The sequence below is a fragment of the Pararhizobium polonicum genome (genome assembly GCF_001687365.1).
GTDB classification, from domain to species: domain Bacteria; phylum Pseudomonadota; class Alphaproteobacteria; order Rhizobiales; family Rhizobiaceae; genus Pararhizobium; species Pararhizobium polonicum.
The window spans coordinates 293,771-318,862 of the sequence record NZ_LGLV01000007.1; the positions used below are offsets into that span (position 1 = coordinate 293,771).

Below are 25,092 nucleotides of genomic sequence, written 5' to 3' on the forward strand. Positions count from 1 at the left end.
GTTATCGTCCGATACGAGGGAGAGCGGTCTGCGGTTTCGCGGGGCAGGCAGAATTATGTGCGGTTGCCGGCAAGTTTTTCTTCCAGTACGCCAAGCTGTTCCTGGGCCTTGCGGTCGGCTGGATAGATATCGAGGAATTGCTCCCAGGCGCGCAGCGCAAGCTCATCCTTGCCGGCTTCCGTGAGGATCGCCGCCATGCCGGCCAGCGCCCCGAAATGGCGTGGCTCGATGGCCAGCACCCGGTTGATGTCCGACATGGATTTGCGGTAATTGCCCATCTGGTAATGCAGCGTGGCCCGCTGGTTCCAGCCTTCGACATATTGGGGCGAGAGCGTGATGACCTGATCGAAGATATCGAGCGCCGTCGGCTTATGGTCCGATTCGACCGCTTTTGCCGCCCATTGCATCAGGAGATTGACAGTGGCGCTGCCGGAATCCTGCCATTCGAGGCGGATGCGGTCCGAAATCTCGCGCGCCTTGTCGGGATCGCGTTCCCGCTTCAATTCGATAAAGAGCGTATCGAGCCGCTGCTTGGGTGTCGTCAGTTCTGATGGCGCCGGCACCTGGGCTGAGTCTGCGGCATGCAACGCAGGGGCGGCGATGATCGATGCCGCCAGCGCGTAGCCGAGAATCAAAAATGAAGACATGAGTTTAGCCATGGCAGATAAGGTAGTCCGCCATGGCCGAAGATCAAATCAAATTTGAGACATCAAATGGGTAAACCGTTCGAGTGCCAGCTTTGTTGAAAGCCATGGCATTCGCACGCGCTCGATCCATACGCGATCGTTCCGAAAGTATAAACTTCCGGCGTTCACGATGGATCAGCCCTGACGGGCCTTGAAGCGCGGGTTCAGCTTGTTGATGATGTAGACGCGACCCTTGCGGCGAACCAGACGGTTTTCGCGGTGACGGGCCTTCAGCGACTTGAGCGAATTTTTGATCTTCATTTTTCTGATCCGCAGTTTCGGCGAATCTGATTTCGCCGGTCTTTAACAATCAAAAGCGCGCTTGCAGACCGTTAAGGCCGAGCGCGCTCTTAGGGTGGCAGGCAAATAACCCGGCATCGTAAAAGTGTCAACCACAGAGAACCGGTTTTCGCAGAGGCTTTCGGCTTTTCTGTGGGTTAAACCCTCATTCAAGCCAGGTGACGTGTCCCATTTTACGCCCTGGCCGCGCTTCCGTCTTGCCGTAGAGGTGAACGAGCGCGTTCGGCTTGGCGAGCCAGGCCGGCAGATCGTCGATGTCGTCGCCGATCAGGTTCTGCATCACGCAGTCCGAATGGCGGGCACCGTTCGCCAGGGCCAGCCCGGTGACGGCGCGAATGTGCTGCTCGAACTGGGAGACCACGCAGGCGGCTTCCGTCCAGTGGCCGGAGTTGTGGACGCGGGGGGCAATTTCGTTGGCGATCAGGCTTCCGTCGGCCAGAACGAAGAATTCCATGCCGATGACGCCGACATAGTCGAGCGCCGTCAGCACGGCGGTCGCCGCAAGGCGGGCCTTCTCGGCGGTCTTCCCGCTGATTGCGGCCGGCACGGTCGAGGTGTGGAGAATGCCGTTACGATGGATGTTTTCGGCAGGATTGTAACAGGAAACCGTACCGTCGGTACCGCGTGCGGCAATGATCGAGATTTCCCGTTCGAACGGAACGAAGCTTTCGAGGATGAGCGGCACACTGCCAAGCGCCTGATAGGCGCCGGCCGCATCGTCGCCCGCATCCTTGAAGACGCGCTGTCCCTTGCCGTCATAGCCGAGGCGGCGGGTTTTCAGCACGCCCTTGCCGGAGAAATCGGCGAGCGCCTGTTCCAGTTCGTCCTGATTGTCGACGGCGTGGAAACGTGCGGTTTCGATGCCGCAGCCGTTGAGAAACTGTTTTTCGCTCACCCGGTCCTGGGAGACGGCCAGCGCCCTGGGGGGCGGATAGACCGGAAGCGCGCGTGCCAATGTTTCGGCCGCGCCGACCGGCACGTTCTCGAATTCGTAGGTGACGACATCGCAGGCGTCCGCAAGCTGCTTCAGCGCCGTCTCGTCGTCATAGGCGGCGACGATCTGGCCGTTGGCGACCTGTGCGGCGGGACAATCGACCTGGGGCTCCAGGATGATGGTGCGAAAATTGAGCCGCGCAGCCGCCATGGCGAGCATGCGGCCGAGCTGGCCGCCGCCGATGATGCCGATCGTTCTCATGCCTGATCCACGGGATGTTCCGCGACTGCGGCACTCTGCTGTTCGCGCCAGTCGTCGAGGCGGTCGGCGAGATCGGGATCGCTCAGCGCCAGAACGGCAGCGGCAAGAAGCGCTGCGTTGATGGCGCCGGCGCGGCCGATGGCGAGCGTGCCGACGGGAATGCCGGCCGGCATCTGGACGATCGACAGGAGGCTGTCCTGACCGGAAAGCGCCTTGGACTGGACGGGAACGCCGAACACCGGCAGGGGCGTCATCGCCGCCGTCATGCCCGGCAGGTGTGCCGCGCCGCCAGCACCGGCGATGATGACCTTGAAGCCTTCATCGCGCGCGCCCCTGGCAAAATTGATCAGCCTGTCGACTGTGCGATGTGCCGAAACGATGCGGGCATCGTAAGCAATGTCGAGGGCGTCGAGCGTGTCGGCGGCATTCTTCATGGTCTCCCAGTCGGACTGGCTTCCCATGATGATGGCGACGGGCGGGGTTGCTGCTTTCGTCACGTTGTTTGTTCCGCTTTGTTACAGGGCCGGTTTACAAGGGCCGGGATGCGGGCCTGAGCGTTCGCGGCGCGTCCGTTCGGACACGCGGCGATTCAGGCGATGATATCGGGAATGATCTGGTCTTCGATCTTGGTGATCTTGTCCTTGATGATCAGTTTCTTCTTTTTCATCCGCTGGATGCGCAGGGCATCGCAGCCCGTCTGGATCATGGCGTTGATCGCGACATCATAGTCTTCATGTTCCTGCCTCAGCCGCGCTACGCTCAGTCTGAGTTCGGCCTGATCCTGATCTGGCATGCATGGTTCCCCGTCGGCGCCGGCAGCAGGTGGTCTGCTATCCGCATCAAATCGAGCGTCGCTCTAGCACAGAATTGTTGGTAACGGGAAGTTATCCCAATACCAAATCTCGCCATCGAGATTTGACGTCGGCCACGATTTCGCCTTCGACAAATGAAAAATAGCATGGCACACTATCTCGGTTACAACGTGGAACATCCGGCATTTACTGATCGGGTGCAAGCAAAAGGAAGGGACTGCCACATGACCATTGAGGCTCATCTCGCAACGCTTGAAAAAAAACATGGTGTTCTGGAGCAGGAGCTCCACTCGGCTCTCACGCAGCCGTCTGTCCAGGATCAGCACATTGCTGACATCAAGCGTCGCAAGCTGCGCTTGAAGGACGAGATCGAAAAGATCCGCTCCTCAACTCACTGATTTAAATAAAACAATCTCATTCATCGGGAGACTTTTGTCCCAGCGCGCAGTTGGACGACCGGACGTCAAAGTGAATTTTGAGGGCTGGTTTCAGGCGCTGTCGATGCGCGGACGTGATTGGTGAGGACATGAGGTTCGCCAATATGCCGCAGATAACGAGTTTCCCGATGTCTGGTCCTTCGAGGCTGCGCCCTCACGACCAGAACTGATCCAGCCATAAATTGACCCGATCGAAGCCGGGTTTGTTGATCGCATAGATCCGTTTCGTGCCGCTGGCGGAAACGGAAACCAGATTTGAGTCCAGCAGTGCCTTGAGGTGCTGCGACACGGCCGGCCGGCTGATCGGCAATCCCTCTGCAAGCTCGTTCACGGTACGCGGCGCGCGACGCAATTCCTCCAGCAGGTACCGCCGGTTCGGATCCGAGATCGCATCAAAGGGATCAGCGTGTGACATGGGCAAAAGCTAGGAGAATTAGGCGCTCCCGGCAAGCAAATTGTGCAATGCGGCAATGGAATTTTGCTATGCGGTATGCAAGCCCGGATTGCGGTATGCGAGCCCGGCGTGCAGGGCTTCCGCTGAAGAGTTCGGGCTTTCCGCCCGGCGGTTTCAGCGGCGGATGATCATGATCCTGCCGCAAGGGCGACGATGCCATCGTAGACGAGCTTGGAGCCGGCCAGAAATGCCATCGTATACATGAACGGGTAGAACACCTGCGGCTGCATGCGCCGGACGACCCAGGCGCCGGCCATCGTCGCCAGGATCGCCAGTGGAAAAAGCGTCAGCGACGTTGTCAGGTTGCTGAGATCCAGCTGTCCAAGTGCGAAATAGGGGATGAGCTTGACGGCATTCAGGATGGCGAAGAACCGGACGATCGTGCCGGTATACTCTCGCGGCGGTAGTTTCAGCGGCAGCGTGTAAATCTGGAAGGGCGGTCCGCCGGCATGGGCGACGAAGCTGCCGTAGCCGGCGAGGCCACCGAAGAATGTCGCCTGGACCGGTCTCTGCGGTTTCGCCGGGATGACGATGCCCTGCCGCGCCCGCCAGAGATTGTAGACATAGCGCAGCACGAAAAGAACGGTGATCGCGCCGATGATCAATCGCAGCGCCTCACGCGGCACATAGGCCGCAGTGGCCCAGCCGATGGCGATGCCGACAAGGGCGCCGGGCAGCAGGATCTTCAGCGTCTTCATGTCTCCATGCTGGCGCCACGTCCACAATGCGACCAGATCCATGGCGATCAGGATCGGCAGCAGAAGGGCCGCCGCCTGTACGGGCGACACCGCCAGCGACAAAAGCGGCACGCCCATGAGTGACAGCGCCTCTCCCATGCCGCCCTTGCTGAAGCCGACGAGCAGCACCGCGGGGATGGCGATGGCATAGAAGTGAAAATCAGGAAGCATGGGTATCGGTTGATCCTTTTGCCCGCAGGGTCTATCGCTTTTGCAGATTGAAATCGAGTAGGGATGGTGCGCGGATGCGCATTTCATCGGAAACAGAGACATTATGAGCAAACAAGACAATCGCTGCCGCCTCGTCCTCATTGCGCCGGATATCGCCGATATCGACAGCCGGGCAAAAATCCTGGACGGTGCGTTGCGCGGCGGCGATGTGGCCTCGGTCATCGTGCCGCAATACGGGCTGGACGATCAGGCCTTCCAGAAACATGCCGAAGTGCTGGTTCCGCTGATCCAGGAGGCAGGTGCCGCGGCACTGGTTGCCGGCGATACGCGCGTTGCGGGCCGCGTGAAGGCCGACGGCCTGCATGTGACCGGCAATGCGGCGGAGCTGGCGGAGGCGATGGAAAAGTTCGCGCCCAAGCTGATCGTCGGCGGCGGCAATGCCACGGACCGTCACCACGCGCTGGAAATGGGCGAGATTCGGCCGGATTACGTGTTCTTCGGTAAGGTTGACGGCGATATCAAGCCGGAGGCGCATCCGAAGAACGTGGCGCTGGCCGAATGGTGGGCCTCGATGATCGAGATCCCCTGCATCGTCATGGGCGGCACCGATCCGGAATCGGTCCTGACCGTTGCCGAAAGCGGCGCGGAATTTGTCGCACTGCGTCTGGCCGTCTTTGCCGAGCCGGAACAGGCGCCTGCCATCGTCGCGAGCGTGAATGCGCTTCTTGACGAAAAAGCGCCACGGTTTGAAGCTTAAGACATTTTCATGTTGACCCAACCTTCTCCATCGCTGCGCCGAATTTCGCTTCTTCTGTTGAGCGCTGCCCTTCTGGGTGTGCCTGTGAGCCTGCGTGCCGATGACGCATTGCCGGGCGTGAATGATCCCGCGCCGGTGGTGGAGCAGGGCGAGAACGATGAAGGCGCGGTTGGCAAGCGCGGCCGGATCACGCCGTTCAATGGCGCGGCCTTGCCCGAAGGCGAGGTCCCGGCGCTGCAATCGCCGGAAGAAGCCAGGAAGGCGGATGCGGAAAAGCTCACTCCTTCGAGCGGCGTCAACGTGCTGGAGCGGATGGGCGCTGAACTGCCGGCCCTGCCGCAGGAAAAGCCGTTTGCCGGCAAGGCCGACGACGCCTATGGCGCGTTCCAGCGCGGATACTATCTGACGGCGATGGAGCTGGCGCTGCCGCGCGCGCAGCTGGGCGATGCGGCGGCGCAGACGCTGGTGGCGGAAATCTTTTCGCAAGGGCTCGGTGTCGCCCGCAACCGCAAGGATGCTGCCTTCTGGTATGGGCAGGCTGCCAATTCCGGCGATCCGGCGGCGATGTTCAAATACGCGCTTCTGCTGATGGAAGGCCGCGATGTGCCGCGCGACAAGAAAAAATCGGAAGAGCTGATGAAGAAGGCCGCCGATCTCGGCAATTCTTCCGCCCAGTTCAATTATGGCCAGCTGCTGGTGGCCGACATGCCGGGCGAAAAGGGCCTGAAGGCGGCCTTGCCCTATTACGAGAAATCGGCAGAGCAGGGCATTGCGGACGCGCAATACGCCCTGTCGCAGATCTACCTGAATGTCGATGGCATCGATGAGAACAAGCGCGTGACAGCACGCGACTGGCTGCTCAGGGCCGCGCGGGCCGGTTTCGATACGGCCCAGCTCGATCTCGCCATCTGGCTGGTCGATGGCGTCGGCGGCGACCGCAATCTCGACGAGGGTTTCAAGTGGATGCTGCGCGCGGCACGCGGCGGCAATGTCGTGGCCCAGAACAAGCTGTCGCATCTCTATGTCAACGCGATCGGCACGCGGCCCGATCCGGTCGAGGCCGCCAAATGGTATGTTCTTTCGCGCCGGGCCGGGTTGAAGGACCTTTCGCTCGAGGATTTCTATCTGGGACTGCCCGAAGACCAGCAGAAGGCGGCGCTGAGCGCGGCCAATAAATACCGCGCGTCCTGATCGAGTTTCGACGCGAGACTTGAACTTTCGGGGGTTTTGTGGTCTTGAAGCGCCGGATTGGCTGGCCGTAGGGGCGGCTCTCGGTTCTTTAGGGAATGCTCCCCATGAAAATCAACGGCAACGAAATCCGCCCCGGCAGCGTGGTCGAGCACAATGGCGGTCTTTGGGCTGCTGTGAAGTGCAACACTGTCAAGCCCGGCAAGGGTGGGGCTTTCAATCAGGTGGAACTGAAGAACCTGATCGATGGCACCAAGCTCAACGAGCGTTTTCGCTCGTCCGAAACGGTCGAACTGGTCAGCCTCGAACTGAAGGATTTCCAGTTCCTCTACGAAGAGGGCGATGCGCTGGTGTTCATGGACAATGAGAGCTATGAACAGCTGGAACTGCAGAAGGATTTCGTTGGCGATCGCGCGACCTTCCTGCAGGACGGCATGATGGTGACGGTCAAGCTCTATGACGAGAGGCCGATCGGCATCTCGCTGCCCGACCAGGTGGTTCTGACGATCGCGGAAGCCGATCCGGTGGTGAGGGGACAGACGGCAGCGTCGTCCTACAAGCCGGCGATCATGGAAAATGGCGTGCGCGTCATGGTTCCGCCGTTCGTCGAGGCCGGTGAGCGTATCCTGGTCGATACCAATGAAATTGCCTATCTCCGCCGCGCGGACTGATCCGCAGCGGCACGTCTGAATTTCTCCGGCCGTTGCTGCGGCCGGTTTTCTGTTTCGAAGGAAAGCCAAAATGGCACGCTCAGCTCTTCTCAATGTCATGGTTCAGGCCGCGTTCAAGGCCGGCAAGTCCCTGGCGCGCGATTTCGGCGAAGTGCAGAACCTGCAGGTCTCGCTCAAAGGTCCCGGCGACTATGTTTCGCAGGCTGATCGCAAGGCGGAAAAGGTGCTCCGCGAAGAGCTTTTGAAGGCCCGCCCGACCTATGGTTTCCTCGGCGAGGAAAGCGAAGAGATCATCGGCACCGATGGCGCCCATCGCTGGATCGTCGATCCGCTGGATGGCACCACCAACTTCCTGCACGGCATTCCGCATTTTGCGATCTCGGTCGCGCTCGAGCGCCAAGGTGAAGTTGTCGCCGCCGTCATCCTCAATCCGGCAACCGACGAACTCTACACAGCCGAGCGTGGCGGCGGCGCCTTCCTCAACGATCGCCGCCTGCGCGTTGCTGCTCGCAAGAACCTGTCGGACGCCGTCATCGGCACCGGCACGCCGCATCTGGGCGTTGCCAATCACGGCACCTATCTGGTCGAACTGCGCCATGTCATGGGCGAAGTCGCCGGTGTGCGCCGCATGGGCGCTGCCTCGCTCGATCTTGCCTATGTCGCGGCCGGCCGTTTCGACGGGTTCTGGGAGCGCGGCCTGATGCCGTGGGATCTGGCGGCGGGCATTCTTCTGATTCGCGAAGCCGGCGGATGGGTTGCCGATATCGACGGCGGCAACAAGCCGATGGACGATGGCTCGATCGTTGCGGGCAACGAATATATTCGCAAGGCGCTGCATGATGTGCTGCACCGCCCCATTCCGGGCAAATAAGCCCATGACGGCCTGAACGGGCGGCTGTTTCATCCTGTTGATGTTGCCCGTTGTTTCCCCTTCAATTTGGCGCAAACTTCCTCTAGTCTCCGCCCAGCGTCGTCACGCCCGCACCCTGCGGGCAGGGCCGTGGCACTGGAAAACCGGAGAGTGAGCCCCATGGCGAAATTGGAACTGTCGGGATGGGATGCCGACGGAGGGTTGAACGAGGGGTACAATCCCAACAAGCTGTCGAGCCCGATGGTTTTCTTCTGGACCATGGTGATCTTCCTGATCATTGTCGGCTTTGTCGCGGCCATCCTGTTTCGCCAGGCCCATGCCGCTTTCGTCAGTAATCCCGGTCTGAACGGCCTGATTTTCGGCGTTTTGCTGATCGGCATTCTTCTGGTCTTCAATCATGTTTTCAGCCTGCGGCCCGAGGTTCGCTGGTTCAATTCCTTCCGCGCAGCTGGAAGCGCCGAGAAGGTCGGCCGCGATCCGGTGCTGCTGGCGCCGATGCGGGCCCTGATCGGCCAGCGCCATTCCATGTCGATCTCGACGACGGCGCTGCGTTCCATTCTCGATTCGATCGCCACCCGGCTCGACGAATCACGCGATACCTCGCGATACCTGATCGGCCTTCTGGTCTTCCTCGGCCTGCTCGGCACCTTCTGGGGCCTGCTCGGTACCATCGGCTCGATCAATACCGTCATCCAGTCGCTCGATGCCGGAACGGGCAGTACCGAAGATGTCCTCTCTGCTCTCAAGACGGGCCTTTCCGCGCCTCTGACCGGCATGGGCACGGCGTTTTCCACCTCGCTCTTCGGTCTGTCGGGTTCGTTGATCCTCGGTTTTCTCGACCTGCAGGCCGGCCGCGCGCAGAACCGCTTTTACACCGAGCTCGAAAACTGGCTGTCATCGGTGACCGATGTCAGCTCCGACCTGACGACGGCGTCCGGAAAGCCGGCCATTGCGCCCGTCGAGGAGCTTCGCCAGCTGACCGAGCAATTGTCCCGCCTCAATCAGGACGGCGGCATGAACCAGCGCACGACCGCCGCCATGGCAAGCCTGGCGGAAGGCATTCAGGGGCTGGTGAAGAACATGCGCGGCGAGCAGCAGATGCTGCGCGACTGGATCGAAGCGCAGCAGGAGGAAGCCAAGTCGATGCGCAAGACGCTGGACAAGCTTTCGGCGCGCATCGGCCAATCCGACAAGATTGCCGTTCATCCGGAGAAGGCACCACCCAAGCTTACGCGCGTCGAAGACGCCGGGGGGAATGACTAATGGCACTGGCGCGCAAAGGGCGCAGCCAGAGAACCGTCGATTACTGGCCGGGTTTCGTCGATGCGCTATCGACGCTGTTGCTCTCGATCATGTTCCTGCTGTGCGTCTTTGTGCTGGGGCAGTTTCTGCTCAGCCGGGAAATCAGCGGCAAGGATGACGTACTCAACCGGCTGAACAGCCAGATCAACGAGCTGACCCAGCTTCTGGCGCTGGAGAAGGGCGGCAAGCAGGATCTCGAGGATTCGCTTGCCAATCTGCAGGCGTCGCTTGCCTCATCCGAAGGCGAGCGCTCGCGGCTGCAGGCGCTTCTGGAACAGGGAGCCGGCAGTTCGGATACGGCCAACCAGCAGATTGGCGACCTTACCGGGAAGCTTGACGAGGAAAAGCAGGTTAGTGCCCGGGCGATGAGCCAGATCGATCTCCTCAACCAGCAGATCGCCGCGCTGCGCAGCCAGATCGCCGCCATCGAAGGCGCATTGCAGGCGTCGGAGGCCAAGGACAATGCTTCGCAGACGAAGATCGCCGATCTCGGGCGCCGGCTGAACGTTGCGCTGGCGCAGCGCGTGCAGGAACTCAACCGCTACCGCTCGGATTTCTTCGGGCGCCTGCGCGAAATCCTGTCCGACCGCGAAAACATCCGCATCGTCGGTGACCGTTTCGTCTTCCAGTCGGAAGTGCTGTTTCCGTCGGGCGGCAATGAGCTGAACCCGGCGGGGCAGGAGGAGATGGCGAAGCTTGCCTCGGCGCTGCTCGATCTTGCCAAGGAAATTCCCTCGGAGATCAACTGGGTGCTCCGCGTCGACGGTCACACCGACAATGTGCCGCTCTCAGGTAACGGGCGTTATGCCGATAACTGGGAGCTTTCTTCGGCCCGCGCGACGTCCGTCGTCAAGTTCCTGATCTCGAAGGGTGTTCCGGCCAACCGTCTGGTGGCCGCGGGTTTTGGCGAGTTCCAGCCGATCGCCGAAGGCGACAGCCCGGAATCGCGCTCGCAAAACCGCCGTATCGAGCTGAAGCTAACCGAGAAGTAAGCGGCTTTCCGGCCGGTTGATCCGGCTGTTTGGAAGCACGGGATATCCCGCTTTCCGGCCGTGTTTCCGCGTTGCCTTGACGTTTACGTGCGCGTAATGTCGGGCCGAGGCGGAACTGCTGGAGGGCGAATATGGATTGCGATGTTCTGGTGATCGGAGCGGGGCTGGCCGGCCTCGTGGCGGCGGTTGAAGCTGCCGATCGGGGCCTGAAGGTGATCGTGCTCGATCAGGAAGGCGAGCAGAATCTCGGCGGTCAGGCCTTCTGGTCGCTTGGTGGTCTTCTGTTCGTCGATAGCCCCGAGCAACGGCGCATGCGCATCCGTGATACGCTCGATCTGGCCCGGCAGGACTGGATGGGTTCGGCGCAGTTCGACCGGCCGGAAGATTTCTGGCCGCGCCGCTGGGCCGAAGCCTATCTCGATTTTGCCGCCGGTGAAAAACGCGCATGGCTGCATAGCCAGGGCATGCGCTGGTTTCCCGTCGTCGGCTGGGCCGAGCGCGGCGGCGGGCTTGCGCATGGTCATGGAAACTCGGTGCCGCGCTTCCATGTGACATGGGGGACCGGGCCGGGCGTGCTGGCCCCGTTCATTGCCCGCGCACGGGCGCTGGAGGCGCGGGGGCGCATCCGCTTTCGGTTTCGTCATCAGGTGGATGAACTGATCATCAGCAATGGCGCCGTTACCGGTGCGCGGGGTTCGGTGTTGAAAAACGACGCCGTGCCGCGTGGCCAGCGCAGTTCGCGCGAGGTGGTCGACGAGTTCTGGTTCGAGGCGGGCGCCGTCGTGGTCTCGTCCGGCGGGATCGGCGGCAATCACGATCTGGTTCGCAAGCAATGGCCGGTCGATCGGCTCGGTCCGCCGCCGGAATTCATGGTCAGCGGCGTGCCTGACTATGTCGACGGGCGCATGGTGGAAATTGCCGAGCATGCCCGTGGCTCGGTCATCAACAAGGACCGCATGTGGCACTATACTGAGGGCCTGCGGAACTTCGATCCGATCTGGCCGAACCACGGTATCCGCATCCTGCCAGGCCCATCTTCTTTCTGGTGCGATGCCGACGGCAACCGGTTTGCAGCCCCGGCCATGCCGGGCTTCGATACGCTCGGGACGCTGAAGGCGATCCGCAAAAGCGGCGCGGACTACAGCTGGTTCATCCTGACCAAGGCGATCATCAAGAAGGAGTTTGCGCTGTCCGGTTCCGAACAGAACCCGGACCTGACGAACAAGGACATTCCACTGCTTTTGAAGAGGCTTGGCAAGAATCCGCCGGGGCCTGTGCAGGCTTTCATGGACAAGGGCGAGGATTTTGTCGTTCGCGATCGGCTGGAGGATCTGGTCGAGGGCATGAATGCGTTGAGCGGAGAAGGTCGCCTCTCGCTGGAGCATCTGCGCCGGCAGATCGAGGCGCGGGACCGCGAGATCGGCAATCCGTTTTCGAAGGACGCGCAGATCACCGCCATGCGCGGCGCGCGAAATTATCTCGGCGACAGGCTGATGCGCACGGCCAAGCCGCACCGGCTGCTCGATCCGAAGGCCGGACCGCTGATCGCCGTGCGGCTGAATATCCTGACGCGAAAGACGCTGGGCGGCCTGCAGACGGATCTGAACGGCCGGGTGCTGGAGCTGTCCGGCGAGCCGGTGCCGGGGCTCTATGCGGCCGGCGAAGTGGCTGGCTTCGGCGGCGGCGGCATGCATGGGTACAGCGCGCTGGAAGGCACGTTTCTCGGCGGCTGCCTGTTTTCCGGACGCGTTGTCGGGCGTAGCGTCGGGGCCTGATGGGTTCAGCCGGAAAAGCGGCTCCCCGGAAGGTCCGGAGAGCCTTTGACGATCAATCCAGCTGGACGTTGGCGTCCTTGACCACAGGCCCCCATTTGGCAAGTTCGGCGGTCACATGGGTGGCCAGCTCTTCCGGTGTCGATGCGACGATGGTGGCGCTGAAGTCCTTCATCTTCTCGGCCACGACCGGGTCTGCCAGGGCTTTCTTTGCCGCCGCGTTGAGCCGGTCGATGGCCTCTTTCGGGGTTCCTGCCGGGGCAAACAGCGCGTTCCAGGTATAGGTCTCGTAGCCCGGAATGGTTTCGGCGATGGTCGGCACATCGGGGAAGGAGGGGGCTCGCTCCCTCGTGGTCACGGCCAGTGCCCTGAGCGTGCCGGATTTGATATGGCCGGAGGACGAAGGCAGGTTGTCGAACATGATCGGCACCTGATTGCCGATGACGTCGTTGAGCGCCGGGCCGGCCCCCTTGTAGGGCACATGCTGCATGCTGACGCCGGCCATCTTCTTGAACAGTTCGCCGGACAAGTGCAGCGGCGTGCCGTTGCCGGAGGAGGCATAGGAATATTGCTCCGGTGCCGCCTTCAGAAGGGCCAGAAGCTCCGCGACGTTCTTGGCCGGCAGCTGCGGATTGACGACGAGCACATTGGGCACCAGCACCAGCAGCGAAACCGGGGCGAAATCCTTTTCCGGATCGTATGGCTTGGTCTTCAGGATCAACGGGTTGAGCGCGTGGGTTGCGACCGTTCCCATCAGGATCGTGTAGCCGTCGGGTTCGGCCCTTGCCACCCGGTCGGCGCCGAGATTGCCGCCGGCGCCCGCAACGTTCTCAACCACGACCTGCTGGCCGAGATCGTCGGACATCTTCTGCCCGATGATGCGGGCCACGACGTCGGTCGAGCCGCCGGCTGCAAAGGGCACCACCAGAGTGACCGGGCGATCTGGAAATTCCTGCGCCTGTGCTCTTGTGCCAAGGGCAAGCGCCGATACGGCCACCATGGCCAGGCTAAGAGCCGTGCGCCGCTTCAACAAAGACAATGCCATTCCAATCTCCTCCCAAAGACGTTCCTGTCCGGAAAACGGCCTGAAGCCGTCCCGCCATCAACAATAGCGCGGGACGGCGCAAGGGCAACCGTGGAAGGGGAGATTGACGGCTACCGCTAGCCCAGCGTTACGACCTTGCTCTCCTCGGGCGTGTCATAATCGAACTGCAGCCGGGCAAGCTTGGCATAGAGGCCGCCCTGACGAACGAGGGATGCATGCGTGCCTTCCTCGACGATCCTGCCCTGATCCATGACCAGGATGCGATCGGCCTTCAGCACGGTGGCCAGCCGGTGAGCGATGACCAGCGTGGTGCGCTCGCGCATCAGGCCATCGAGCGCTTTCTGGACCAGCGTCTCGCTCTCGGCATCGAGCGCGGAGGTTGCCTCGTCAAGCAGGAGGATGGGCGCGTTCTTCAGGATGGCGCGGGCGATGGCGATCCGCTGCCGCTGGCCGCCGGACAGCGTGATGCCGCGTTCGCCGACCTGTGTGTCGTAGCCGTGGTCGAGCCTTGCGATGAATTCGTCGGCCTGGGCGGCGATGGCCGCGGCCGTAACCATGTCACGCGATGCGGAGGGCATACCGAAGGCGATGTTGTCATGGATCGAGGCGGCAAAGATCGTCACGTCCTGCGGCACGATGGCGATGCGGCGGCGCAGCTTTTCCGGATCGACGGCGCGGATATCGGTGCCATCGACATGGACGGCGCCCTTGATCGGATCATAGAACCGCAAAAGCAGCGAGAAGACCGTGCTTTTGCCGGCGCCCGACGGGCCGACGACGGCCACGGTCTCGCCCGGCTTGATGGCAAAGCTCAGGCCCTTGACGCTCTTGTAGCCTGGCCGCGAGGGATAGGCGAAATGCACGTCATCGAATGTCACCGCGCCCTGCGCCGGTTCCGGCATGGCGAGCGGATTGGCAGGGGCGGTAATGTCAGGCTGCTCCGTCAGCAGCTCGCTCAAACGCTCTGCCGCGCCTGCCGCCTGGGAAAGCTCGCCCCAGACCTCCGAGAGCGCGCCGAGGCTGCCGGCGGCGAAGACGGAGTAGAGGAGAAACTGGCCGAGCGTACCGGCCGACAGCGTGCCGGACAGTACATCCTGCGCGCCGAACCACAGGACGGCGACGACGCTGCCGAAGATCATGGTGATGGCAAAGGCGGTGAGGATCGAGCGGGCCTTGATGGCGGACCGCGCCGCCTGATAGGCGCTTTCGACGGCGCTGCCATAGCGGGCCTGTGCCGCGGCCTCGCCATTGAAAGCCTGGACGGTGCGGGCGGCCGAGATCGCTTCTCCGGCATAGGCGGATGCCGTCGCCAGCGTATCCTGCGCCTCGCGCGAGCGGCGGCGCACCGAGCGGCCGAAGCCGACCAGCGGGAAGACGATGATGGGGATGGCCGCGATCACCAGGCTCGACAGCTTGGGGCTGGTATAGACCATCATGCCGATGGCCCCGAGACACAGGATCGTGTTGCGCAGCGCCACGGAGGCCGTGGCGCCAACGGCGGATTTGATCTGTGTCGTATCGGCTGTCAGCCGGGAAACGATCTCGCCGGACTGGTTGACGTCGAAGAAGGAGGGCGAAAGCCGGGTGACGTGATCGAACACATCGCGGCGCAGATCCGAGACGATGCGCTCGCCGAGCGTGATGACGAAATAATAGCGGGCGGCACTGGCAAGAGCGAGCACGATCGCCAGAATCATCAGCATGGAGAAATAGGTGTTGATGAAGCCGGAATCGGAATTCGAGAATCCGTGGTCGATCATCCGCCGCACGGCCATCGGCAGCGTCAACGTCGTCACGGCTGCGACGACGAGCGAAATGCCGGCACCGATGACGAGATTGCGGTAGCGCCGGATATACGGCAGCAGCTTGACCAGCGGGCGGACGGACTTTCGCCCCGCCGGCTGAACGACTTCATTCGACACGTTACCTCCAATACCGAAGAAGCCGCGATTCTCGCATGAGTCTTCTCCGGCGGTACTTGTTATCCCGATGACCATCATGTATAGGCACGGCATCAAATTGGGAAGCCGTGGTCCCTTCAGTGGTCTGCGGCTTCATTTACGTGTTCGGTCCCCATGCCGCAATGGCCCGCGAATGGCTTGCGACAATTGGACCCTGGAACTTGCAGGAAGATTGTTATGAAGGCTGATATCCATCCCGCTTACCACCTGATCAAAGTCGTCATGACCGACGGCACCGAATACGAAACCCGCTCGACCTGGGGTTCGGAAGGTCAGACCATGAACCTCGAAATCGACCCGAAGTCGCACCCGGCATGGACCGGCGGCAACCAGCAGATGCTGGACCGCGGCGGCCGCGTTTCCAAGTTCAAGAAGCGCTTCGAAGGCCTCGGCCTCTAAGCTTTCCTTGCTGGATTCTGATTTTGGGAAAGCCCGGTTCGTCCGGGCTTTTTTGCGTTCGCGCGCGAAGTGCGACCGGCATTACGTGAGAAGGCTGTGCCGTAGGGTCGAGTGCCTTGCGCTCATTGCAGCCATCGGCCTCAGCCGGCAGAGCACGGTTCGCTGCTGTGGTTATGAGGGGCGCTGAACGGGTATTGGTACATCCGCTGGGTTTTCGTTGGCCCGGGTGCTGATCGCGTGGACCTGGCCGGGTATCTCGTCGCGCAAATAGCTCTCATTGCCCGGCAGACCCATCGGGTACAGTGCGTTCCGGCTGGCCTCGTAGGCAGCGCTCTGGTCGGTGCAGAGGCGGGTACGCATATCCTGTGGCGCAACGCCGGTCTGATTCTGGAGATTGTTGACAAGCCCGGCGCCGGAGGGCAGGCGGCCCTCAAAGGCTTGGGTCAGATATTGTGCGGACCGTTCATTGCGCTCCCGCTCTGTCGTCGCACCCAAAATGACCACCATCACGCGTTTTCCATTTCGCGTGGCCAGCCCGACGATATTTCGTCCAGATGCGCAGAGAAAACCGGTCTTCATTCCGATCGTGCCGTTGAAGCGGGTGAGCAGCAGATTGTTGGATTTGATCTCCTTGCCGTCGATCGTGACGGCCGATGCCAGGAAGAAGCGGCGGTATTCGGGGAACATCCGATCCACCTCCATTCCCAGGATCGCGAGATCGCGCGCCGTGGTATAGTTTTGCCGGTCAAACAGGCCGTTCGGATTGGAAAAATGGGTGCCGGTCAGCCCGAGACGGGTTGCTGCCTCGTTCATCTTGCGGACAAAAGACGTTTCGTCGGGAGCCACCGCTTCAGCCAGGGCGACAGCAACATCGTTTGCCGATGCGGTGATCATGGCAAAAAGCGCGTCTTCAAGCGTCATCGTCCTCCCGAAGGTGAGGCCGGATTCGAGAAATGCCTGTTTCGTCGCGTTGCGGGTCATGGTGACGGGTGTCGTCAGTGTCACTTCGCCGGACCGAAGGGCTTCAAACACGACGAACGCTGTCATGAGCTTGGTCGTCGAGGCGGGATACCAGGGCGCCCCGGCATCTTCCTGATAGAGCACTTGATGACTGTCGGCATCCACAACGAGCACAGGCGTTGCATGTGCCGGTGCCCACAGGAAAAGGGACGCGATAAGCGCCAGCCCTTTCGATGATCGCCTGACCATTCTGTTCATGCTCTTGGTCATGTGCCAGTCTCCGGAGAAAGGCATCCTAATGGCATGACGGGCCATGGGAGGACAAGCGTTTGCTGCGGTATGGATACCGATAAATGGGCTGGGAAGGGGCGGCCGATTGACCGCTTCGGCGGTAACGGCGTCCTTTGCCCCTGACCCCAACAACGAAAAACCCGGCACAGCGGCCGGGTTCGAAACGTTCGGTTGGCGTCCGCCTTGGATCAGTTGTTTCCGAAAGCGGTCTGCAACAGGGTGAGCTGCGCCTTGACGCCGTTCTGGTTGTCGGGCGTAAAATTCTGAGCCTCCTGCGGGCGGTAGATTTCGCGGTCAAGCAGGGCGACGCGGTTCTGCAGGCGCAGCGAGCGGTCGATCAGGTCGCGGAAGCCTTCCGGCAGATCGTTCCAGCCCGGCGCGGTGCGATCGACGTTGAAGCTGTCGAGGCGGACCTTGTTCTTTTCCGACAGGACCTGTTCGCGGTTCATCTCGCCATTGTTGACGGCGCGCTGCAGCAAAAGCCAGGAAGCCATCTGCATCAGGCGGGTGGTGAGGCGCATCGATTCGGCTGCATACAATACGGACGCCATGCGCGGCAGGACCTTGGAGGCGGTGCGGCCGGGACCGTCGAGATAGCTGGCGGTTTCTTCAACCAGGCCCATGCCTTCCGCGTACAGCACCTTGAACTGCGCCGAAGAGGCAGCGTGCCCCGCGAAGCTCACAGTATTCAATCCCGGTTCGGACATGGTTTGATTCCCTGGTTAAACGCATCAACTCTGTCAGGTAACGAACGGGTTAACAAAAAGTTTCCAGCCGCCCGTCTTATAGTCTGAACATGATCTCATAGCGCATCCCGCGCAAGCCTATTCTTAAGAAAGGGTTAATCTCCACAATTCTTTGCGGGTTGTGGAAAAAAGGACAAAAAAAGAGCCGCGAAAGCGGCTCTCAAGGTAAAACAGGGAGAAAAATCAGACCATTCGCCAATCGGGAAATGTCTGAGTCCAGAGCGATCCGGATGCCTTAGTAATATCTTATAAGGCTTAATGAAGGGTTACATTGGCCGGATTCACGCGGAAGTGATGTCTTGTTTCCGGCAAGCCGTCCAGCGACGTTGCTTTGATGGGCCGAAGTATTAACGAAAGAAGCTTTCAGCCGCCGATTTGCTGGCCGACTTGTTTGCCTTTTCTGTTTCCAGCCGCGCGATTTCCTGTTTCAGCAGGTCGATCCGCAGCGAAAGCTCGTCGGCCGACAGCAGTGACAGGTCACAGCCGATCTCGTGGGCCAATTGTTTCTTTGGGCGGTCATCGTCGAACAGGCTCATTGCGGTCTCCCTGTCGGTTCATCGCCATTCGGCTCTTCTTCGAATGGCGCTGCCCTTGGCGATAGTTGCAGGCTTTCGGGTGTCGTCAGCGTGCCCGGATTGATCGTCGAGTAGGCGTCGCGTTCGGCCGCGGGCACGGCGGCACGCATGCGGCTGCGGAAGATCGCGTAAGCCGTGATCAGCACATGGGCGCAGGCCGTGATCATGAACAGGCCATAGGGGCCGGTGACGGTCATGATCGGGCCGCCGATGGTCGGGCCGATGATCGTGCCGATGCCGTAGAGCAAGAGCAGGCCGCCGGAAATCTTGACGAAATCCTCGGGCGTCGCAAAGTCGTTGGCGTGCGATACGGCAATCGGATAGAGCGCGTTGGCTGTCGCGCCGTAGATGCCGACAAGGGCGATCAGCAGGATGACATGGGTCGGCTCGATCAGGAAGATCAGCGCGCCGGCGACGGCCGCAACGGCGGCAAGGGCTGCCAAGACATAGCGCCGGTCGATCATGTCCGAAAGCCGGCCGGCGGGAAACTGCATCACCGCGCCGGCAAAGATTGTCGTGCTCATCATCAGCGCGACATCGCTGTCGGTCAGCCCGACCTGGCGGCCGAAGACGGCGCCGAGCGTGCCGTAGGCGCCGTTGGCAATACCGACCAAAAGAATGCCGAGGAAGGAGATCGGCGAATTGCGGTAGAGGCCGCGCAGGTCGAGGCTGACCTGTTTCAGCGGCTGCGGCGAGGCGGCGGTTGAGAGCAGCGTCGGCAGCATAGCGAGGCAATAGACGATGCCGCAGATCATGAAGAACAGCGTCGTCGAGGTGTCGCCGAACGGGATCATCAGCTGCCCGCCGACGACACCCATCAACGTAATGGCAATGTAGAGCGAGAAAATCGCACCGCGGCTTTCATTGGTGGCGCGTTCGTTCAGCCAGCTTTCGATGATCATCGATGTGCCGGCCGTCGAAAAACCGGTGAAGGCGCGCAGCGCCACCCACCAGATCGGATCGACAAGCAGGCCGGTCAGAAGCGCGATGATTGCCAGCAATGCCGCAAAGCCGCTGAAGGCGCGCACATGGCCGGCGCGCTTGACGATCGTCGGTGCCAGCAGGCAGCCGAGCACGAAACCGCTGGCCCAGGATGTGCCGAGCAGACCGAGCAATGTCGTCGAGTATCCTTCCGTCGTACCGCGCACGGGCAGCAACAGGCTGTGCAGCCCGTTGCCGAGGAAGAGGAACAGCGTCCCAAGCAGGAGAGCGGCGACGGGCAGAAGGTTTTTTCTCATGTGAAATCCGCAGGTTCCGGGCTGCGCCGAAAGGTAAGGCCATGCCGCCGCAATTGCCAGCCGGAAATTTTTATTGAGTGAGAATGCAAAAGGCGCTCTAACCCTGATCGCGCGCAAAAGTGACGTGCGTGTGACGGGCCGCAAGTGCCGCTAACTCTTTTCCACAAACGGGAAAAACGATGTCGAAAGCGTTAACGGTGCTCTTGCTGCTGGCCATGCTGATCCAGCTCCTGAAGCCGCTCAACCTGCCCGGACTGCGCCAGCGGCGCGACTTCTGGAAGATCGCCGTATTCGCGATCGCGGTGATGATGCTGACGGTGCTGATCCGGCCTTAAAGGCTGATCGCCCCTTGCATGACGGCAACACAGCGTCCGGCAATCCGCACGCTATCAACCAGCCCGTCCGATTTGCGAACCTTCAATTCGATCAGACTCCGGCGTCCCATTTCGACGCCTTGCTCGATGGTGATGTCGATCTCGATATCGCTCTCCGGGTGCAGGGAGGTCAAAAGAGCACTTAGCGCACCGGCGGCGCTTCCGGTGGCCGGATCCTCGATGACATTGTCGAGCGGGGCGAACATCCGGGCGCGCAGGTGCCATGGGTTTTCCGGCGCACGCGTATAGAGAAACAGGGCGAACTGGTCATCGTCCGTCGAGTATCGCCGGCCAGCTTCGGCAAAGGCGGCTGTGTTGGGGCAGGCGCGCGCCAGCGTTTCGAGATTGGCCAGCTCGGCGACCGCGAAAGGCAGGCCGACGGAGGCGATGACCGGCCCATGGGGTCCTGTGAGAATACTGCCGGCGTCGATCGAGGCACAGCGGGCGATGGTCTCGTGATCGACCTGCGGTCCCAGCGACAAAGACTGTGGCGCGAAAATGCCGGCGCCAACGACATGCCCACCGTCGCGTATCAGCGCCGCCTCGACGAGGCCTGCCTTTTCCTCGAACCGGAGCACATCTCCGGGCGGCTTGCCGAAAATGTCGCTCTGGCCACCGAGAACGAAGGCGGTGCCGACATTCGGATGGCCGGCGAACGGGATTTCCATCGTCGGTGTGAAGATCCGCACCCGGGCGGTGTTGGCCGGGTCTTGCGGCGGCAGCACGAAAGTGACTTCGGAATAGCGGAATTCGGCGGCGATGTTCTGCATCTGCGCATCGGACAGGCCGCGCGCATCGGGGACCACCGCCAGCTGATTGCCGGAAAACCGCTCGCCGGTGAAAACATCGACGGTGACATAGGCGACGCTGTTCATGCTGGTTTCCCCTGTTCCTGCTTGCTCCTGTTTCAGGGAATATCGCAGGGCGCTTGCGGTGCGAACAGCGTTCTTGTCACCCTGACAATCGGTTTCTGCGCGTCACGAAAAAAGCCCGGCCGCTTGCGCGGGCCGGGCTTCCTCCTCTCCCTCCGTAACTTTGAAAAATCACGCGGCTTTTTCGAGTTCCTTCTTCCATCCGCCCTTGGCGGCAAGGCTGCACATCTGGGCGCGGTGGCTGAAGGCGCGCTGGCCGGCGGCGACGTTTTCGGGCTTGCCGGCCCAGGCGTTGAGCGCTTCGGTCTGCAGGGCGCGGCCGTAGGAGAAGGTCATGCCCCAGGGCAGGTCGTAGCCGGCCTTCATGGCCGAGAGATGCGCTGTCGCTTCTTCGGTGGACTGGCCGCCGGAAAGGAAGGCGATGCCGGGAACGGCTGATGGGACGGTGCGTTTCAGCACGGCGACCGTGCGTTCGGCAACGTCTGCGACGGACGCCTTGCGGGCCTTCTTGCCGTCGATGACCATGCTTGGCTTCAGGATCATGCCTTCAAGGCTGACGCGGGCGTCGTTCAGTTCTTCAAAGACGATCCGCAGTGTCAGCTCGGTGACCTCTTGCGAGCGCTCGATCGAATGCGTGCCCGGTGCGCCGTCCATCAACACTTCCGGCTCGACGATCGGCACGATGCCGGCTTCCTGGCAAAGGGCTGCGTAGCGGGCAAGCGCCTGTGCGTTGGCCTTGATGGCGCCGAAGCTCGGCAGGGTATCGGAGATCGAGATCACGCCGCGCCATTTGGCAAAGCGGGCGCCGGCGTCATAGTAGGTCTTCAGGCGGGCGGCGAGGCCATCGAGGCCCTCGGTAATCGTCTCGCCCGGAAATTTCGCCATCGGTTTGGCACCGGTATCGACCTTGATGCCAGGAATGGCACCGGCCGCGCGGATGACATCGACGAGGGATGTGCCGTCGGCGGCCTTCTGGAAGAGCGTTTCCTCATAAAGGATGACGCCGGAAATATAGGCCTTCATCGCCTCGTCGGCGCGAAAAAGCATCTCGCGATAGTCGCGGCGCGATGTTTCCGTCGATGCCAGGCCGATCGTCTCGAAGCGTTTGCCGATCGTTGCGGTGGATTCGTCGGCGGCCAGCAGGCCCTTGCCGGTGGCCACCATGGCTGCTGCAATGTCTTCCAGTCTTTCGCTCATCTGCGTTCTCCTGATTATCCCGATGGATCGCCGATAGCAGAAGAATATGGCAACGAAAATGGAAGTTAAACTGTTTAAAACGATTAAAATAAATTTAATCGTTTGAAATGTTGGGATTATTTTTGCGGCGCATCCAAAAATGGGTGCGGTGCAACGAAAACCCCCGGCGCGGGGCCGGGGGTAAAAGGGGGCGGATCAGCGGTCTTGGAAGCGACCGTTTGCTTACTTCTGTTGGTGCAGGATATCGACGCCCGGAAGTGGCTTGCCTTCCATCCATTCGAGGAATGCGCCGCCGGCGGTGGAGACATAGGTGAGGTCATCGGCAACGCCGGCATGGTTCATCGCCGAAACCGTATCGCCGCCACCGGCGACGGAAACCAGTGCGCCGCTCTTGGTGCGGGCGGCCGCGTGCTTGGCAACAGCGACGGTCGCCTTGTCGAAGGGGGCGATCTCGAAGGCACCGAGCGGGCCGTTCCAGACCAGCGTTTCGGCCTTGCTGACCCAATCGTTGACAGTGGCGATCGACTTCGGGCCGACATCGAGCACCATGGCATCGGCCGGGATCGCTTCGATATCGACGACTTCATTGTCGGCGCCAGCCTTGAACTCGCGGGCAACGACGCCGTCGACCGGCAGCACGATGGCGCAGCCGGCGGTCGCGGCTTCGATCATGATCTGCTTGGCGGTTTCGGCAAGATCATGCTCGCAGAGCGACTTGCCGACATTGGTGCCGCGTGCAGCGATGAAGGTGTTGGCCATGCCGCCGCCGATGACCAGCGCGTCGACCTTTTTCACAAGGTTCATCAACAGGTCGATCTTGGTGGACACCTTGGCGCCGCCGACGATGGCGACGACCGGGCGCTTCGGATTGCCGAGGCCCTTTTCCAGCGCCTCAAGTTCGGCCTGCATGGTGCGGCCGGCATAGGCCGGCAGCAGGCGGGCGAGGCCTTCGGTGGACGAATGGGCGCGGTGCGCGGCGGAAAAAGCGTCGTTGACGTAGATATCGCCATTGGCGGCCAGCGCCTTGGTGAACTCTGCGTCGTTCTTTTCCTCGCCCTTGTGGAAGCGGGTGTTTTCCAGCAGCAGAACGTCGCCGTTGCTCATGCCGGCAATGGCGGCGGCGGCTTTCTCACCTATGCTGTCGGCGGCGAAATGAACGCGCTGATCGAGAATGTCCTCGACGGCGGGCGCGATCAGCGACAGCGACATGTCGGCGACCGGTTCGCCTTTCGGGCGGCCGAAATGGGCGAGCAGGATGACCTTGGCGCCCTTTTCCGAGAGTTCGCGGATGGTCGGCACGACGCGCTCGATGCGGGTGGCGTCCGTCACCTTGCCGTCCTTGACCGGCACGTTGAGATCGACGCGGACAAGCACACGCTTGCCGGCGATATCGGTGAGGTCGTCGAGGGTCTTGAAAGTCATGATCGGTCTCCGGTCATAGTCTTAGGAAAAGGGTGGGATAATCCGTCACCAGCCCGTCCTCGTCCACCGGCAGGTCGGTGGTGAAGGAGCGGTCCTCGGCCCCATATCGATAGAGCCGGCCGTCTTCGAGACAGGTATAGTTCTGGCCGTCGGGAAGGGGCTCGAACGTATCGAACGGCACATAGAGCATGGCGAGTTTAACGGTGCCGTCCTTGGGCTTCAGCTGTAAGCGGCGGATGGGCAGGGTATTGGTAAAGGGCGTTCCGGCAAGGTCGATGTCGATGCAGCCGTCAAATGCGGGAAGGGCGGTTCCATCCGCGTCGCGCCAGTGGCCCCGGCCATCGGATGCCAGGGAAAGGTGCTGGCCATCCGTCGTATCGATGCTGAAGGACATGACGGTCCAGGACTCATCGCAATCGATTGTGTAGCGGACGCCGTAGGGGCGGCGGCCGCGTTCGCCGATCAGGACACTGGAGGCGCGAATACCGGCTTCGGAAGTTCCGATCGTCAGATGTTCGAGCCCTTCCCCTTCGAGCGGACGCCAGCGTACCGTCTTGAGGGGAAGGGGCCGAAACATGGAAGTCCTCTATCTCTGCGCGGCAGTTTTACCCGGCCATGCAAGCATAGCCGGGTACGCCGCTTTAGATCAGCTTGGCCAGCGCAACGGACGTGTCGGCCATGCGGTTGGAGAAGCCCCATTCATTGTCGTACCAGGAGAGGATACGCACGAACTTGCCTTCGAGAACCTTTGTCTGGTCGTTGGCGAAGATCGAGGAATGGCTGTCGTGGTTGAAGTCGCGCGAAACCAGCGGCTCGTCGGTGTAGCCGAGGATGCCCTTGAGCGCGCCATCGGAGGCGGCCTTGATGGCGGCGTTGATTTCGGCAACCGTCGTATCGCGCTTGGCGACGAACTTGAAGTCGACAACCGAAACGTTCGGGGTCGGAACGCGGATCGAGGTGCCGTCGAGCTTGCCCTTGAGGTGCGGCAGCACGAGGCCGACGGCCTTGGCAGCGCCGGTCGAGGTCGGGATCAGCGACAGGGCGGCAGCGCGGGCGCGGTACAGATCCTTGTGCATGGTGTCGAGCGTCGGCTGGTCGCCGGTATAGGAGTGGATCGTCGTCATGAAGCCATGGTCGATGCCGACGACATCATCCAGAACCTTGACGACCGGAACCAGGCAGTTGGTCGTGCACGACGCGTTGGAAATGACCAGGTGTTCCTTGGTCAGTTCGTTGTGGTTGACGCCGAAGACGACCGTCAGGTCGGCACCGTCGGCAGGCGCCGAAACGATGACGCGCTTGGCGCCGGCCTGAAGGTGCAGGGCGGCCTTGTCGCGCGAGGTGAAGATGCCGGTGCATTCCAGAGCGATATCGACGCCCATTGCGCCATGCGGCAGGGCTGCCGGATCCTTGATCGCGGTGACCTTGATCGGCTTGCCGCCGGCAACGATGATCGTGTCGCCTTCGACCTTCACGTCAGCCGGGAAACGGCCGTGGATCGAATCGTAGCGCAGCAGGTGGGCGTTGGTTTCGACCGGGCCGAGGTCGTTGATGGCGACGACTTCGATGTCGGTGCGGCCGGATTCGACGATGGCGCGAAGGACGTTGCGGCCGATACGGCCAAAGCCGTTGATGGCAACTTTTACAGTCATTTCAGGTCTCTCCCT

The 25,092-nt window shown here is 61.6% G+C and carries 28 protein-coding genes; 10 read left to right on the plus strand and 18 right to left on the minus strand.

From position 1 onward, the window contains the following. Positions 1–53 precede the first annotated feature (53 nt). From ADU59_RS12235 to ADU59_RS12255, 5 genes are all read right to left on the minus strand, one after another. A complete protein-coding gene (locus tag ADU59_RS12235; protein WP_068954393.1) occupies positions 54–647 on the minus strand; it encodes a tetratricopeptide repeat protein in 594 nt (197 codons plus the stop codon). A 174-nt stretch (positions 648–821) separates the two neighbouring features. After that, positions 822–947, minus strand: a complete 126-nt coding sequence (ykgO, locus tag ADU59_RS12240) for a type B 50S ribosomal protein L36 (protein ID WP_034855034.1) — start codon at positions 945–947, stop codon at positions 822–824. Positions 948–1,131: 184 nt separating this feature from the next. After that, entirely contained in the window at positions 1,132–2,181 is a 1,050-nt protein-coding gene (locus ADU59_RS12245) for a 5-(carboxyamino)imidazole ribonucleotide synthase (RefSeq protein ID WP_068954394.1), read from the minus strand. Continuing rightward, the gene (gene purE / locus ADU59_RS12250; protein ID WP_068954546.1) at positions 2,178–2,642 is read right to left on the minus strand and encodes a 5-(carboxyamino)imidazole ribonucleotide mutase; all 465 of its coding nucleotides are present in this window, start codon (positions 2,640–2,642) and stop codon (positions 2,178–2,180) included. Before purE ends, ADU59_RS12245 begins: the two co-directional genes overlap by 4 nt. Positions 2,643–2,770: 128 nt before the next feature. Further along, positions 2,771–2,974 (minus strand): YdcH family protein, encoded by a 204-nt coding sequence (locus ADU59_RS12255; protein ID WP_018327895.1) that lies wholly within the window; start codon positions 2,972–2,974, stop codon positions 2,771–2,773. 243 nt (positions 2,975–3,217) lie between these two features. On the opposite strand from ADU59_RS12255, the gene ADU59_RS12260 reads away from it, so the two are divergent. Then, positions 3,218–3,391 (plus strand): YdcH family protein, encoded by a 174-nt coding sequence (locus tag ADU59_RS12260; protein WP_037099985.1) that lies wholly within the window; start codon positions 3,218–3,220, stop codon positions 3,389–3,391. A 193-nt stretch (positions 3,392–3,584) separates the two neighbouring features. Here ADU59_RS12260 and ADU59_RS12265 read toward each other — a convergent pair whose 3' ends face one another. Together ADU59_RS12265 and ADU59_RS12270 are read right to left on the minus strand one after the other, a co-directional pair. Further along, positions 3,585–3,845 (minus strand): ArsR/SmtB family transcription factor, encoded by a 261-nt coding sequence (locus ADU59_RS12265; RefSeq protein ID WP_037099983.1) that lies wholly within the window; start codon positions 3,843–3,845, stop codon positions 3,585–3,587. Between the two features lie 167 nt (positions 3,846–4,012). Continuing rightward, entirely contained in the window at positions 4,013–4,792 is a 780-nt protein-coding gene (locus ADU59_RS12270; RefSeq protein ID WP_068954395.1) for a sulfite exporter TauE/SafE family protein, read from the minus strand. A gap of 103 nt (positions 4,793–4,895) precedes the next feature. Between ADU59_RS12270 and ADU59_RS12275 the strand changes: the two genes are divergently transcribed. The 7 genes from ADU59_RS12275 (at position 4,896) to ADU59_RS12305 (ending at position 12,348) form a co-directional block, all read left to right on the plus strand. Continuing rightward, positions 4,896–5,549 (plus strand): thiamine phosphate synthase, encoded by a 654-nt coding sequence (locus ADU59_RS12275; protein ID WP_068954396.1) that lies wholly within the window; start codon positions 4,896–4,898, stop codon positions 5,547–5,549. A gap of 9 nt (positions 5,550–5,558) precedes the next feature. Then, the gene (locus ADU59_RS12280) at positions 5,559–6,740 is read left to right on the plus strand and encodes a tetratricopeptide repeat protein (protein WP_068954397.1); all 1,182 of its coding nucleotides are present in this window, start codon (positions 5,559–5,561) and stop codon (positions 6,738–6,740) included. Between the two features lie 104 nt (positions 6,741–6,844). Further along, the gene (gene efp / locus ADU59_RS12285; RefSeq protein WP_068954398.1) at positions 6,845–7,408 is read left to right on the plus strand and encodes an elongation factor P; all 564 of its coding nucleotides are present in this window, start codon (positions 6,845–6,847) and stop codon (positions 7,406–7,408) included. A gap of 70 nt (positions 7,409–7,478) precedes the next feature. Next, complete coding sequence (locus tag ADU59_RS12290; RefSeq protein ID WP_068954399.1) at positions 7,479–8,279, plus strand: inositol monophosphatase family protein; 801 nt, start codon at positions 7,479–7,481, stop codon at positions 8,277–8,279. A 159-nt stretch (positions 8,280–8,438) separates the two neighbouring features. Then, on the plus strand, positions 8,439–9,542 hold the full coding sequence (locus ADU59_RS12295; RefSeq protein ID WP_068954400.1) for a MotA/TolQ/ExbB proton channel family protein: 1,104 nt from the start codon (positions 8,439–8,441) through the stop codon (positions 9,540–9,542). After that, complete coding sequence (locus tag ADU59_RS12300; RefSeq protein ID WP_068954401.1) at positions 9,542–10,573, plus strand: peptidoglycan -binding protein; 1,032 nt, start codon at positions 9,542–9,544, stop codon at positions 10,571–10,573. The genes ADU59_RS12295 and ADU59_RS12300 overlap by 1 nt, the downstream gene beginning before the upstream one ends. 131 nt (positions 10,574–10,704) lie before the next feature. Then, positions 10,705–12,348 carry an FAD-binding dehydrogenase gene (locus tag ADU59_RS12305; RefSeq protein ID WP_068954402.1) on the plus strand — a complete coding sequence of 548 codons (1,644 nt, stop codon included), beginning with the start codon at positions 10,705–10,707 and terminating at the stop codon, positions 12,346–12,348. Between the two features lie 52 nt (positions 12,349–12,400). Here ADU59_RS12305 and ADU59_RS12310 read toward each other — a convergent pair whose 3' ends face one another. After that, complete coding sequence (locus ADU59_RS12310) at positions 12,401–13,390, minus strand: Bug family tripartite tricarboxylate transporter substrate binding protein (protein WP_068954403.1); 990 nt, start codon at positions 13,388–13,390, stop codon at positions 12,401–12,403. A 116-nt stretch (positions 13,391–13,506) separates the two neighbouring features. Further along, positions 13,507–15,312 carry an ABC transporter ATP-binding protein/permease gene (locus tag ADU59_RS12315; protein WP_083198236.1) on the minus strand — a complete coding sequence of 602 codons (1,806 nt, stop codon included), beginning with the start codon at positions 15,310–15,312 and terminating at the stop codon, positions 13,507–13,509. Between the two features lie 216 nt (positions 15,313–15,528). On the opposite strand from ADU59_RS12315, the gene rpmE reads away from it, so the two are divergent. After that, positions 15,529–15,750, plus strand: coding sequence for a 50S ribosomal protein L31 (rpmE, locus tag ADU59_RS12320; RefSeq protein ID WP_068954404.1), 222 nt, complete (start codon positions 15,529–15,531; stop codon positions 15,748–15,750). Between the two features lie 171 nt (positions 15,751–15,921). Here rpmE and ADU59_RS12325 read toward each other — a convergent pair whose 3' ends face one another. From ADU59_RS12325 to ADU59_RS12340, 4 genes are all read right to left on the minus strand, one after another. Beyond that, entirely contained in the window at positions 15,922–16,980 is a 1,059-nt protein-coding gene (locus tag ADU59_RS12325) for a D-alanyl-D-alanine carboxypeptidase family protein (RefSeq protein WP_068954405.1), read from the minus strand. A 209-nt stretch (positions 16,981–17,189) separates the two neighbouring features. Beyond that, the gene (rcdA, locus tag ADU59_RS12330) at positions 17,190–17,708 is read right to left on the minus strand and encodes a protease adaptor protein RcdA (protein WP_068954406.1); all 519 of its coding nucleotides are present in this window, start codon (positions 17,706–17,708) and stop codon (positions 17,190–17,192) included. 386 nt (positions 17,709–18,094) lie between these two features. Continuing rightward, positions 18,095–18,283, minus strand: coding sequence for a DUF1192 domain-containing protein (locus tag ADU59_RS12335; RefSeq protein WP_068954407.1), 189 nt, complete (start codon positions 18,281–18,283; stop codon positions 18,095–18,097). After that, complete coding sequence (locus ADU59_RS12340) at positions 18,280–19,560, minus strand: MFS transporter (RefSeq protein ID WP_068954408.1); 1,281 nt, start codon at positions 19,558–19,560, stop codon at positions 18,280–18,282. Before ADU59_RS12340 ends, ADU59_RS12335 begins: the two co-directional genes overlap by 4 nt. 179 nt (positions 19,561–19,739) lie before the next feature. Between ADU59_RS12340 and ADU59_RS30885 the strand changes: the two genes are divergently transcribed. Next, entirely contained in the window at positions 19,740–19,895 is a 156-nt protein-coding gene (locus ADU59_RS30885) for a hypothetical protein (protein ID WP_099050807.1), read from the plus strand. Here the strand turns inward: ADU59_RS30885 and ADU59_RS12345 are convergent. The 5 genes from ADU59_RS12345 to gap form a co-directional block, all read right to left on the minus strand. Continuing rightward, a complete protein-coding gene (locus ADU59_RS12345; RefSeq protein WP_068954409.1) occupies positions 19,892–20,809 on the minus strand; it encodes a PhzF family phenazine biosynthesis protein in 918 nt (305 codons plus the stop codon). The two genes, ADU59_RS30885 and ADU59_RS12345, sit on opposite strands and share 4 nt — an antisense overlap. Positions 20,810–20,977: 168 nt before the next feature. After that, a complete protein-coding gene (locus ADU59_RS12350; RefSeq protein WP_068954410.1) occupies positions 20,978–22,003 on the minus strand; it encodes a class I fructose-bisphosphate aldolase in 1,026 nt (341 codons plus the stop codon). A gap of 222 nt (positions 22,004–22,225) precedes the next feature. Further along, on the minus strand, positions 22,226–23,425 hold the full coding sequence (locus ADU59_RS12355; protein WP_068954411.1) for a phosphoglycerate kinase: 1,200 nt from the start codon (positions 23,423–23,425) through the stop codon (positions 22,226–22,228). Between the two features lie 13 nt (positions 23,426–23,438). Continuing rightward, entirely contained in the window at positions 23,439–24,002 is a 564-nt protein-coding gene (locus ADU59_RS12360) for a putative glycolipid-binding domain-containing protein (protein WP_068954412.1), read from the minus strand. A 64-nt stretch (positions 24,003–24,066) separates the two neighbouring features. Then, positions 24,067–25,077 carry a type I glyceraldehyde-3-phosphate dehydrogenase gene (gap, locus tag ADU59_RS12365; RefSeq protein ID WP_068954413.1) on the minus strand — a complete coding sequence of 337 codons (1,011 nt, stop codon included), beginning with the start codon at positions 25,075–25,077 and terminating at the stop codon, positions 24,067–24,069. Between the last annotated feature and the right edge of the window lie 15 nt (positions 25,078–25,092).